The sequence below is a fragment of the Sphingopyxis sp. GW821-FHT12C06 genome (assembly GCF_058807415.1).
In genome coordinates this window covers 160421-172743 of record NZ_JBXAQR010000007.1, presented here as the reverse complement: position 1 = coordinate 172743, position 12323 = coordinate 160421, and the positions used below count along the sequence as shown (strand labels likewise).

Here is a 12323-nt window from a genome sequence, read left to right as displayed (position 1 = left end):
GAATGACGATGCTGCGAAACACTTCGACCTTTACGGCCTTGGCTCTTGCGATGGCCGGTCAATGCAGCACAGTCCACGCGCAAGCTGCGCCCTCGCCCTACACCAGCGCGACGCGTTACGACGCAATGGGCCGGGTAACCGGCACAATCGCGCCCGATCCCGACGGAGCCGGCCCTCTCAAGCACGCCGCCACGCGAACCAGCTACGATGCTGCGGGCAGGCCTATCAAAACCGAGACAGGCGAGCTCGCGATTTGGCAGTCGGAAGATGTGAAGCCCGAGAACTGGAGCAGTTCCACCTTCACCATTCTGTCCTCGATCGAGGCGAGCTATGACAGGATGGACCGCAAGGTAAAAGAGGTGACAAAGGGCTCCGACACGGTTCCGGTATCGGTCGTCCAATATAGTTATGATAGCGCCGGGCGTCCTGAGTGCACGGCACAGCGGATGAACCCGGCAGCCTTTGGCAGCCATCCTGCAAGCGCATGCGTATTGGGGGCCGAAGGCAGTTTCGGACCGGACCGGATAACGCGCAATGTTTATGATGCGGCGGGGCAACTCACCACTGTCCAGGAGGCTTATCAAACCCCACTGCAGCAAGACTATGCAACCTACACTTATAGCTTGAACGGCAAGCAGGCGAGCCTCACGGATGCTCGCGGCTACAAGGCGTCGATGACCTATGACGGGCATGACAGGCAGGTGCGCTGGTACTTCCCTTCACTGACAACGCCAGCAGTCGCATCATCGACCGACTATGAAGAATATGCTTATGATGCGAATGGTAACCGGACCTCGCTGCGCAAGCGCGACGGGAGCATCATCACCTACCAATATGATGCGCTGAACCGCAACACCGTCAAAATCGTGCCCGAGCGCTCGGGGCTGGCCGCAACCCATACGCGCGACGTCTATTATGGCTATGACCTCAGGGGCCTCCAGACCTACGCGCGGTTCGACAGCGCCTCCGGCGAAGGCTTATCCACCGGCTACGACGGATTCGGGCGCCCGACATCGTCGTCGCTGACGATGGATGGCGTGACCCGCAGCTTTACTTATACTTGGGACTCAAACGGCAACAGGACGCAGGTCACGCTGCCCGCTCCCGCCGCCTTCGTCGCAGCATATGACGGTCTCGACCGTCAAATAGAGCTAAGGGAAATTAGCAGCTCCACTCCCTTGATGGTGACTTCGTATAATAACCGCGGCTCTGTCGCCGGCGAAAGCATGCTTACCTCGCCCTTGACGCAATATGGCTATGATCCGGCCGGGCGCCTCAACGCATTGTCACACGACGTTGCGGGCACCGCACAGGACGTATCGTTCAGTTACGGCTACACTCCGGCGTCGCAGTTGATGCAGCAAACGCGCAACAATGACAGCTATGCATGGACCGGACATCCTGCCGTCGAGATCGTTCGTAGCTATGCTGCGAACGGACTTAACCAATATACAGCTGTCGGCCCGAACGCGCACGCGCATGATGCCAACGGCAATCTGACGTCGGACGGGGGAACGACCTATCTTTACGATGTCGAAAACCGGTTAGTCACCGCGAGCGGAGAGAGAAACGCAGCATTGCGTTACGATCCGCTGGGCCGACTCTACGAAACCATCGGGGGCGGCAATACGACGCGCTTTGTCTATGATGGCGACGAACTGGCTGCAGAATATGACGGATTGGGCACATTGCTGCGCTTTTATGCGCACGGTCGCGATGTCGACGACCCGGTCATATGGTATGAATCCGGTGCCTGGCCCGGCAATTTCCGCCGCCTGCTGCGCAACCATCAGGGCAGCGTAATCTCGGCCGCCGACGGCACGGGTGCTGGAATCGCAATCAACAGCTATGATGAATATGGCGTTCCCGCGACCAGTGCTTTCGGCCAGAATCTCTATGGTCGCTTTGGCTATACAGGACAGGCGTGGGTTCCCGAACTGGGCATGTGGTATTACAAGGCGCGCATCTACTCGCCGATGCTCGGGCGCTTCCTTCAGACCGATCCGATCGGGTATGAGGATCAAATTAATCTGTACGCATACGTCGGGAATGATCCGGCCAACAAAGTGGATCCGACTGGAGAAAAGATAACGGTTTTTGGCACTCGGGTAGAAAGAGCGGCGATGAAAGCTGCTATCAAGGCGGTAACAAGGACCTCTCCAGAGTTGAGGCGCAGGCACAATGAGCTCGTCAAATCAAAACTTACGCATCGGGTCCAATTTGGCGGCAATCCCAAGGACACATCGGCAGCGATAGCCACTGCAAGCTTAGTTCCCCAATCTAGGAATGGCGAGGGATCGCCATCCGTCGTCACGATTGATGACGTTTATTCGGACATGAGCTACAAAGATGATCAAAATCGTGACCTTCAAACGATGGTGGCTCATGAACTATACGATCACTCATATAACATTAACAAAGGAACGTTGAACAATACGAAATTTAACCCGGTTTCAAAGCTAAAAGAATCAGAGCAAACCGCGATGGAAACTGAAAATTTGTTCAATAAAGAATCGGGAAGGCCTCAGGAATTGTGCTATGGAGGAAAGCCACTTGATGGGAAATCCGGATGTTAGGAATGTATCATAAAATTTTTACAATCTCTTCCGCCATGATTCTGTGCGTTTCCATTTCTGGATGCGAAAAATCAGAGCATGACAATAGATTTAAAATATCAAAAATCATCTCTGAGAGCGCAGACATCCCTAAGATGAGGCCAATTGGTGAGTATTCACAATACTATTCTAGAAATATAGAAGGAAACGTAGAAGCAGTTTTCGTTATTCATACCAAGGGGCATCGCGAAGAGGTGAAAAGAGCGTGCATTGAAGCAATGGTTGAAGCTTTTCCCTGTAGCGAACAAGACTTCGGGGTCGCTAGCCCAGGGCAGATAAAATGGCTCGATTCCCCGCAAAAATTTCCTGCGCAAAGCGGGGGAGGATGCACTTACATTCATATAAAATATGACACAAAATTGTCTAAGTTCACATCAATTGAGTGCAACGGATCATACTAATAATTTACGAATTCTGGAGAGGCTTCTCAGAAATATTTATCTGTCAAATCATAATGTGCGACCTAAAGAACGCTCAGGCGCTCCCGAAGAAGGATCAGGGTGGTGTGCGTGACCGATTTGTTAGTCACGTGTCCTTCGAGAGGCGCTACTTTGATTTTGTAGCAAAGGTGTTAAAAGATACAGCCTCGCACCGATATTCCCGACGCACTTCGCCCTGAGACACCGCGATTAAGCTGTAGGGCTAAATCTACAGTCGCCCTGACATGGGTGAGAATGTCCTCGCGCAGGAGCGTGGATCCGCCTTCCGCCTTGGCGATGAGTCCTCCGAGTTCGATCCGCTGGCGCGTGCGTTCGCGACGCTTCACCTGCTACGCCCGCGCGTCATGCCGAGCCTGCTTCGCCTGAAGGCCGTTACGTGCTTGCGTTGCTCTCCGGCGCGCCGCCAGCGTTGCGGCGAGCAACTTTGCGAGTGCGGGCGCCGTCACCACGAAAGAAGGTCGCGCCGCTTTTGTGCCACACCTCCTTTCGGTCCTTCCATTCGATGAGGTCGGACGAACAAGCTATGGCAAGTCTCGTCTGGCGACAATGCGTTGAAATCTCTTGAGATACTGCGATCCAGAGTGCGATGGAATCGTGTGAGGGCGCGGTTATCCCGCCGCATTTCGGCGATGTCGACGATCGTCTGCCATCCATGTGGATTGCCAGCTTGCATCATGCGATTGCTGGCTTCCCGGAGCGTCGGCGTACCGATGATATGCGCCGCCATGTCTCCGGCATATGCCAGCTCGCGGGAAGTGCGCGCAGGACGACGCCCGGCATGATCGACCACAGCAGCATTCCCGCGAGCAGTCGGCCGCCTACCGCCCACAGGAGACGGCGTCGCTGGGCGACTATCGGATATCTTTGTCTTCCTTTTTGCGCCCTCTCACCCGCCAAAAAGAAGATCGAAAACGGATCCACGCGACGGCTCCCATGCCATAGCGATAACTATTTTGTAGTGTATTGACGAAGTTTCCCCGCACCGATACGTCCTTTAAATATAAAGAGAATATTGGGTATCGATTCTGATTATCTCTGCGGCAGGGGCGTGCGTATGGGAAGTTTTCGATTATTATTCGGCATCGTTGCTGCTTTGCAGATTGCAAGCTCTGCCTCTGCTGCCGAGACCATTACCTACAACTATGACGCCAAGGGGCGGCTGGTGAAAGTCATGCGCACAGGGACGGTGAACAACAATGTCACCATCGAATATGAACATGACAAAGCCGATAACCGCACACGCCTGAAGACGACCAACTCACCGAATCCGCCGCCTTAGTAGCGCGGACCGACTTCCATCAGAAATTGGATTCCTTGGTTCGACTGCAATTGCGGTGATCCAGCCATTGCGCTTGTACGCGACACGAAATGGGGCGAGAGTAGAATGACAGGTGGCACTCGATTGACGGCGCGGTTTTTGGTTACAACTGCGCTGATGGGGTGGGGCTACGGCTCGGCACTCGCGCAAACGACACCGGGGAACATTGTCGATCCCGACCTGATTGTTGACGAGAATGGCGTCGATCTTCTGACCGGAAAATATTATGCTGTAACTGCCCGCGCCGCATCGCAAGACCTCGCATATGAGGCCAAGTGGTTTGGCACTCGTGATGCAAGCATATTGAACAGCCGTATTGTCATTTCGGGCAGCGATGTTTTTGTATCGATCGCGGGAAAGACGACGAAATTCACGAAGGTTGGAACTGCCTATGTTCCCGAGAGAAACAAAGGCGGTACGCTTGAGCGGATAGGCGCGAGTAGCTTCCTATTTACAAGTAAAGAATCCGACAAAGCTCATTTCGAGGATGATCCGGCCAACCTCGCAGGGAATTCAGCAGGAACAAGCAGCGCACGCGCGACGCTCTTGACCTTTTCAAAGCAGACGCGCCCCTCGCTGATTTTCTCATATACTACCATTGTGAGTGGCGGAGTGACCTATCAGCGTGTCAGATCGATAGCCGATGGCAGCAATGAGGGATATAACTTGTTGGTCCCGGTCTACGCATCCGACGTAGCTACCAGTCCAGATTTCAAAACTCTCACATCCGTCAAGGCTTGGTACCAAGGCGCTCCTGTACATCAACAAGTCTGTTGGGACGCCGCTTGCTCGAATGTAATCGCACGAGAACAGTTGGCGATCAATACAACGAGCGCAAGCGGCGTCGACACCATCTCAATGACCGACAAGGGCGGCGGCGTTACCCTCATAAAGAAGGGGGCGAATGGCGTGACGTCCATCCGCAATCCGGGTGATGCAGGCGACGGGATCGTGTTGACCTACAATGGCTCAGGTGAGATTGCGACGCTGACCGACTATGGCCGCGCTTTCACCTATACCTTTGGAACCAGCGGTGCGAACCGGACCGCAACCGTCACGCTGGCCGGTGGTGGTAGCAAATATTATGTTGTCGATCCGGCGCGCCGGATCCTCTTGTCGAAGCGCAACGAAGAACTGGAAACGCAGAGCTTCGCCTATGACGCTGAAGATAGGGTCACACAGATCACCTATCCGGAAGGCAATACTCATACCTACGCCTATGACGCTCGATCCAACATGACCCAATCAAGTCGCGTTGCAAAGCCGGGATCAGGCGACGTAACCACTTCACTTGTACTCGGCTTTCCGACCGGCTGCACAAATGCCACACCGACCTGCAATCAAGCGATATGGTCGAAGGATGCCAAGGGAGTCCAGACAGACTATGTCAACGGCCTCATTGAAGGCCAATATTATGTTGAAGAAATCCGCCTTCCTGCCGCTATAAGTGGCAGCGATCGACTGGTTGTGCGGAACAAGTACGCCCAGATTGTTGGCAGAACTCAGGACCCTTCCGGCTTCGAGGAACCGACAGGCGTAGTCAGAACAGAACTCACCAAGATTGAAAAATATAAAGCCGTTCTTGGAAGCTTTCCTGCCACCGAATGGGTGTCAGATGCGCAGTTTTTCTTTGATGACTACCCTGGGATTCACGAAATACTTCCCTATTTTGCTAACGAAAGTGGACCCAATGGATTCGGCGGAGTCCTGATGAAGGACGGCGCCACGGCGCTCCGCTATGATTCCATGGGTCGGCTTTCGAGGGTTGAAAGCGTCGGCTTTGGCTATAACTCTGACCAATATTTTTATGATCCGAACAACAGGCTGACAGGAGTTATTGGACAAGACCATGATGGCACTGGCGCCATGCTGTTTTCAGCCACGCGACGAACCTACAACAGCCGTGGACTGGTAGAAAAGATTGAGAGAGGAACGGCAACGGCTCAGACCGAGGCGGCGCTGAATGCAATGACGGTCCTGCGTGCAACTGAGAATATCTATGACGCCAACCGGCGCCTCGAAAGATCGCAGGTCCGAGCTGGCGGCGCGATCGTTGCGGTTACCCAGTATAGCTATAATGCGCAGGGACTCGTCGAGTGTATGGCGCAGCGGATGAATCCGGCGATCTTCGCCGGCCTTCCTGCCTCGGCTTGCACATTGGGCGCACAGGGCAGCTTCGGCCCCGATCGCATTTCCAAAAACCACTATGATCTGACCGGCCGCCTGCTGCGCACCGAGCGGGCGCTAGGGACCGCTGAGGTCGGGGACGAGTCTACGCTCACCTATAACGACAGCGGAACGGTTGCGACGATGACCGACGGCCAAGGCAACCGGACCAGCTTCGAATATGACGGACATGATCGGCTCAAGAAGAAAATTTTCCCGCACAAGACGAGCAGCGGGGCAAGCGATCCGGGTGATTATGAGCAATATTGGTACGACGCCAACGACAATATAACCCAGAAGCGCCTGCGCGACGGTCAATCCGTCTACTTCAGTTACGACCGACTTAATCGCATAACGCTGGTCGACCTGCCGGGCGCCGAAGGCGATATCAGCTACACCTATGACATTGAAGGGCGCTTAAAAACTGCGTCGCGGGGCGGTGTTAGCACCGCCATTTCCTACGACCCGTTTGGGCGCATGATTAGCGAGGGAAACAATCTCGGTGCCGTCCAATATCAATATGACAATCTGAACAGGCTTACGCGCATGACCTGGCCGGATGGTTTCTATGTGACCTACGACTATCATGGCGCCGGACCGATCAAATCCATCAAGGAAAACGGAACGTCCGCGATCGCGACCTATGGCTATGACAGCTTCGGCCGCCGCATTTCTGTGACCTATGGCAGCGGCGCGGCGCAAACCTACAGCTATGACACGGCGTCGCGCCTTGGCACGATCGGACATAATCTGGCGGGGACCGCAAATGACCAAACGATCAGCCTGACCTACAGCCCGGCATCGCAGATCGCGACGCGCACGGCGAGCAACGACGCTCACGCCTTTGCCGGGCATTTCAATGTCGACCGACCTTATGCCGCGAACGGGCTCAATCAGTTTGCAACGGCAGGGGCCGTCAGTTTTGGCTATGACCCGCGCGGCAACCTGACTTCTTCGGGGGCCGACAGCTACAGCTACTCCAGCGACAATCTTCTCACGAGCGGCCCAGGTGGCGCGACGCTCAGCTATGATGGTCGCGGAACGCTTTTCGAAACCGCCAAATCGGGTGTGACGACGCGCTTCCTCTACGCGGGGTCGGCGCTGGTTGGGGAGTATTCGGGCAGCAATATCCTGCAACGGCGATATATCCATGGCCCCGGCACCGACAATCCGCTGCTTTGGTATGAGGGCACCGGAACCGCGAACAAACGCTATCTAATGAGCGATGAGCGCGGCTCGATCACAACATTGTCGGACGGCACCGGCGGGCTGTTCGCAATCAACAGCTATGACGAGTACGGGATTCCCGGCAGCGCCAACAGCGGACGCTTCCAATATACCGGCCAGGCTTGGCTCCCTGAGCTCGGCATGTATCACTATAAGGCCAGGATCTATTCGCCCACTCTGGGACGGTTCATGCAAACGGACCCCATCGGATATGGGGACGGGCTGAACATGTACAACTACGTGGGAAGCGATCCGGTCAATAACGCGGATCCGACCGGAGCCGGCGCACAAGATATTATCGGTACCGAAAAGATAGTCTCCAATGGAGTGCGCGCCTCTACGAATTGCTTTGAAATTGGAGGAAGCTGCTTTTCCACTGGTCGAGACATCGCAGACGAATATGCATTAGCATATGCCCAGCAACGGGAGAAGCTGAATGAACCGCCCGCAGCGGCGCAGAAGGAGAAAAAGCTCTCTCAATGCATGATAAAATTCCTTACATATCAGGGATATAAAGGCGACAACTTGGATAAAGTCACCTTTTACAACGGCTCATTTACGGCCGAATCCGTTCGCGCTACTGCTGGAAATCCCGCGATTACGTTTGGGAACAGCATTCACGTCGCTTCAGACTCCTGGGAAAGAATTAGCAAGCCATCAGGAGGAGCGACCTATTTCGAAGAAATTGTGCACACGCTGCAATGGAATAGCTGGGGGCGGATTGGTTTTTCGATGACGTATGGCGTTGCGGCAGGTATGGGAGCATATAATACAGGTGATCCCCATGATAATCCTGTTGAGAGACAGGCTATCGCATTGTCCCTCCAACTGCTTGACGCCTATAACAATTTACCGAAAGGTAAAAAATGTCCAGATTGATCGCTACCTCCTTGCTCTTTATCTTCACCATAGCCGGATGCGACACGGGGCTCTCCGGCGAAAAATTAGCAGAAGAGGCAAAAAAGAAGCATTCTCTAGAGGAGCTTCTGCGCTGGCATGATAAGGTTGTGCACGATCAAGGGAAGGATCTATATTTTATCAAACCGATTGGTCGATTTGGGAAGGAAGGGATTGAAGCAACCCTAGATCATATAGATAGAAATCAGAGCCATGTTAGTTCATATAATGGTTTAGAGCTAGTTCTTGGCGTGGCAGTTGAGGCGAAAGTTCAAACCGGATATGACATGTGTAAAGACGCAAAAATAATGCTGAGAATTGTAGAAGTGGCTGATCGTAAAAATTCTCCATCTTGGGAAGATGCCAACTATATAACGGATTTTTGCAAGGTTCGCGCAACCAAAAAAATCACCAATTAATAAGCTGATTCGACAGATGTAGCCGTGAGATAGAATATACGCATCGTCGACTGTTGATCGGTAGCCTGCTGCCGGTTTGATGGCACCGAGATAAGTTCTTTATTGCCGCGCCAGCGCGATGACATCCTCGGTGAGAGCCGCTTCGTCATCCGCCCCGCGGGGCGCCTTGCGCTGTGTCAACCGGTGCTGCCCAAGCACACGGCAGAGCCGCCGTTCGGACATCGGCATCATCATTTTTATGTGGTCGATACAGCGCTTTCGGCGCGCGGGTCTCAAAAGTTTCCCCGGGCAGCCTCCTGCAAGATCAGCTTGTCCAGATTCAGATCGGAGATCGCCTGCCAAAGCCGCGCATTCTCCTTCTCAAGATCCTTCATCCGCCGCGCCTGATCGGTCTTCAGGCTGCCATATTCCTTGCGCCAACAATATTTGGTCCGCTCGCTGACGGCAATCCGGCGACATGCCTCGGTGGTCGGGCACCCTGCGCCAGCACAACCTCCGCCTCACGTAGCTTGCCGATAATCTCTTCCGGGCCATGCTTCTTGCTCGGCATTCCTTGTCTCCTTCGTCATCCAAAATATCATCAATTTTGGACCACTCAGAAGGGGCAGATCACACCTCATATCGGTACTTCGAGTGAGTTATAGTACCGGTGTCCCCGCGAACCCGGAGCCACTTTTATTGAGCGTGCTGCCTTGCCCCCCCCCCACACCGGCTCGAAGAGAACCTCGGCGTGATCTAACGCCGCTAGATGCACAGCTAATATCAGCGTAGGGTGCAACGCTGCCCATCGCAGTACCGCCATGTCATGGCGTCTCGTTCCCTCATGCCGCACCGATCTCCTTGATACACGCCGCCCGCCTGAGAGTGGTGGAGCGAGAGCCATCTAGGCCACAGGCCATTGTCAAGTCTATTGAAGGGCATAGAAGTCTCCGACTGCGAGCCATAGTTGGTCTTTTGTCAGGCGCAGATATCGCGCGGTCCCATTGACATGAATTGTTGTCTTTACGCCGTCTGCGGTCCCGCTGACGGTTGTGACATTCGTCCAGTTGATGGCATCGGTCGATCGCTGGAGAGCCGCGCCGTTGAGATATATTGCCCCCCAGCCCCCGTATGAAGATGGGATAGGGGAAACAACCACCGAGCCAACGGCTTGGGCAGAACCCAGATCCATCATGATCCAGGGCGATGTATCGCCGGCGGCCGTGCCATGAACGCTGTTCGGCCCACTATAGATTGCGTCCCACATTCCCGCGCCATTGCCGGACAGGCCCGTGTGGCCGGGATAGGTAGAGCTGGAGGTATAACCGGCGGGTGCAATCGCCCCTCGCGGCCGGACCGGGTCCGCCACGCAGAAGTCGCCGACCGCGAGCCATAGCTGGTCCCTCGTCAGGCGCAAATATCGCGCGGTCGCGTCCACATTGATTGTCGTCTGCGTGTTATCCACCGCCCCGCTGACGGCTGCCACATTCGTCCAGTTGATCGCATCGGTGGATCGCTGGAGCACCGCGCCATTGAGATAGAGCGCGCCCCAGCCTCCGAATGACGCCGGGATCGGGGCAGCAATGACCGCGCCGACGGCTTGCTCGGATCCAAGGTCCATCATGATCCAGGGCGATGTATCGCCAGCGGCCGAGCCATGAACGCTGTTCGACCCGCTATAGATCGCGTCCCGCATTCCTGAACCATTGACCGACAGGCCTGTGTGGCCGGGATAGGTAGAGCTTGCGGAATAGACCCCCGCTACCGTCGAACTGCAGGTTCTGGAAGTGCCGGTGACCCTGACGTTTTGCCGATTGTCGGCACTATCATAACTATATTCGGCTTTGACGCCATTGTTCACGGTGCCGCTGCGCTCGACCTTCACGAGACGCCCCCTCGCATCATAGGTGTATGCGATAGTTTCCGAGGCGATGGCACTTGAAGCCGTACCAGCCAACGCTGCCGCACATAACAACACACTTGCATACTTCATCAATCATTTCGCACGCTCGCTGATCGCGCGCGCATCTCCTCGTTTCTCGCGGTCATGGCGCCGATGCCGTCCGCCCCTATCGCCGGCATGCAATGCCGCAATCCCTAACAGCCCTGCTTCTCATAGCTTATTGGGGTGGAGGCGAGTTGCTCGACCCGCTAACTTTGACATTTTGCCGATTGTCAGCCCTGTCGTAAGAATATTCCGAGGCCACCCCATTGTTTATGCCACCGCGCCGCTCGACCGTCACCAGTCGGCCTTTCGCGTCATAGGAATATTGGATTGTCTCATCGCCGGCCGAGTTCGGCACCTCGGACATCGAGACCTCATATCCGCTCGCATTGTCAGAGTAGCAACAGTCGTTGATCATGCCGTAAAGCGCGCCTGTCGAGCCCGCAGTAAATACATAGTTGTCCCCGATCACAAAATAGTCGGCGTAGCCTTGGGGAGAATTGGTGAAAGTTCCTATGAGGGAACCGTAGAGTTTTTGAGGTCCACCAAGGCCGTAGTGGGTGAGTCCACTGGCTGGATCATAATCCAGACCGTTCGGAAAAAATGCTGCGTAGGGGGCGGGAAGCGATCTTGTGGGCCTGCCGTTCGGAGTGAACGGCAACCCTTGGCCATTACTTCCGCTGACGCCGACACCGATATCCGCAACGCCATTCGCCATGACTCGGTAGGTCTTGCCTGCGATCACATTGCCGATGAAAACCGGCTGGGTCGCGGCAGCGCTCACCGTTGCGGTATTAACTTCCACCATCGAGACCTCGAAACCACCCGCATTGTCGCCGAAACAGCAATCGTTGATCTTCGCGTAGAGCGCGCCCGAAGAGCTTGCCGTGAAAACATGATAATTGCCCATCATGAAATAGTCGGAATGGCTCTGCGGCGATGCGCTGAATGACCCGAGAAGCGATCCGTAGAGCTTTTGGGGACCGCCGACGCCATAGGCTGTAGGCCCGTTGCTCGGGTCATAGTCGAGCCCGTTCGGAAAGAAGGGAGCATATTGAGCCGGAAACGAATAGATCGGTTTCCCGTTCGGAGAGAAAAGCAGGCCTTGGCCGTTCCAGCCTGCGAACAGGTCTGCAATGCCTGATGCGGTCACGCGATAGGTTTTCCCGGCAATGGTGTTGCCAATGAACGTCGGTTGCGAAGAGGCAGCGCTTACCGTCACCGCTTTTGCCGGAGCAGAGCAGAACGCCAGCGCCAGGCAAAGCGCAGCCAGAAATCGATGATACCCCCTCAGAAACATAGCGCCCCTCTCGTTTT

The 12323-nt window shown here is 55.0% G+C and carries 8 protein-coding genes and 1 pseudogene; 4 read left to right on the top strand and 5 right to left on the bottom strand.

The window, feature by feature from the left end:
* Positions 1 to 2: 2 nt before the first annotated feature.
* Positions 3 to 2576 carry an RHS repeat domain-containing protein gene (locus AC1RRJ_RS20060; RefSeq protein ID WP_493126004.1) on the top strand — a complete coding sequence of 858 codons (2574 nt, stop codon included), beginning with the start codon at positions 3 to 5 and terminating at the stop codon, positions 2574 to 2576.
* A gap of 610 nt (positions 2577 to 3186) precedes the next feature.
* Here AC1RRJ_RS20060 and traD read toward each other — a convergent pair.
* A complete protein-coding gene (gene traD, locus AC1RRJ_RS20055) occupies positions 3187 to 3381 on the bottom strand; it encodes a conjugal transfer protein TraD (protein WP_493126002.1) in 195 nt (64 codons plus the stop codon).
* Between the two features lie 116 nt (positions 3382 to 3497).
* A complete protein-coding gene (locus AC1RRJ_RS20050) occupies positions 3498 to 3845 on the bottom strand; it encodes a hypothetical protein (RefSeq protein WP_493126000.1) in 348 nt (115 codons plus the stop codon).
* A gap of 222 nt (positions 3846 to 4067) precedes the next feature.
* Between AC1RRJ_RS20050 and AC1RRJ_RS20045 the strand changes: the two genes are divergently transcribed.
* From AC1RRJ_RS20045 to AC1RRJ_RS20035, 3 genes are all read left to right on the top strand, one after another.
* The gene (locus AC1RRJ_RS20045; protein WP_493125998.1) at positions 4068 to 4334 is read left to right on the top strand and encodes a hypothetical protein; all 267 of its coding nucleotides are present in this window, start codon (positions 4068 to 4070) and stop codon (positions 4332 to 4334) included.
* A 105-nt stretch (positions 4335 to 4439) separates the two neighbouring features.
* Positions 4440 to 8645: an RHS repeat domain-containing protein gene (locus AC1RRJ_RS20040; RefSeq protein ID WP_493125996.1), complete on the top strand. Its 4206-nt coding sequence runs from the start codon at positions 4440 to 4442 to the stop codon at positions 8643 to 8645.
* Positions 8633 to 9082, top strand: coding sequence for a hypothetical protein (locus AC1RRJ_RS20035; RefSeq protein ID WP_493125994.1), 450 nt, complete (start codon positions 8633 to 8635; stop codon positions 9080 to 9082). The genes AC1RRJ_RS20040 and AC1RRJ_RS20035 overlap by 13 nt, the downstream gene beginning before the upstream one ends.
* A 102-nt stretch (positions 9083 to 9184) precedes the next feature.
* Here the strand turns inward: AC1RRJ_RS20035 and AC1RRJ_RS20030 are convergent.
* The 3 genes and pseudogenes from AC1RRJ_RS20030 to AC1RRJ_RS20020 all read right to left on the bottom strand — a co-directional run.
* Positions 9185 to 9632: pseudogene (locus tag AC1RRJ_RS20030) on the bottom strand (transposase); the annotation flags it as partial.
* A 357-nt stretch (positions 9633 to 9989) separates the two neighbouring features.
* Positions 9990 to 11054 (bottom strand): discoidin domain-containing protein, encoded by a 1065-nt coding sequence (locus tag AC1RRJ_RS20025; protein ID WP_493125992.1) that lies wholly within the window; start codon positions 11052 to 11054, stop codon positions 9990 to 9992.
* Positions 11055 to 11181: 127 nt separating this feature from the next.
* Complete coding sequence (locus AC1RRJ_RS20020; protein WP_493125990.1) at positions 11182 to 12306, bottom strand: hypothetical protein; 1125 nt, start codon at positions 12304 to 12306, stop codon at positions 11182 to 11184.
* Positions 12307 to 12323: the final 17 nt, after the last annotated feature.

What these genes read in the sequence shown, in the direction of transcription:
- AC1RRJ_RS20060 (WP_493126004.1), top strand. Translation starts at nt 3, where the DNA reads ATGACGATGCTGCGAAACACTTCGACCTTTACGGCCTTGGCTCTTGCG.
- AC1RRJ_RS20040 (WP_493125996.1), top strand. Translation starts at nt 4,440, where the DNA reads ATGACAGGTGGCACTCGATTGACGGCGCGGTTTTTGGTTACAACTGCG.
- AC1RRJ_RS20035 (WP_493125994.1), top strand. Translation starts at nt 8,633, where the DNA reads ATGTCCAGATTGATCGCTACCTCCTTGCTCTTTATCTTCACCATAGCC.
- AC1RRJ_RS20025 (WP_493125992.1), bottom strand. Translation starts at nt 11,054, where the DNA reads ATGAAGTATGCAAGTGTGTTGTTATGTGCGGCAGCGTTGGCTGGTACG.
- AC1RRJ_RS20020 (WP_493125990.1), bottom strand. Translation starts at nt 12,306, where the DNA reads ATGTTTCTGAGGGGGTATCATCGATTTCTGGCTGCGCTTTGCCTGGCG.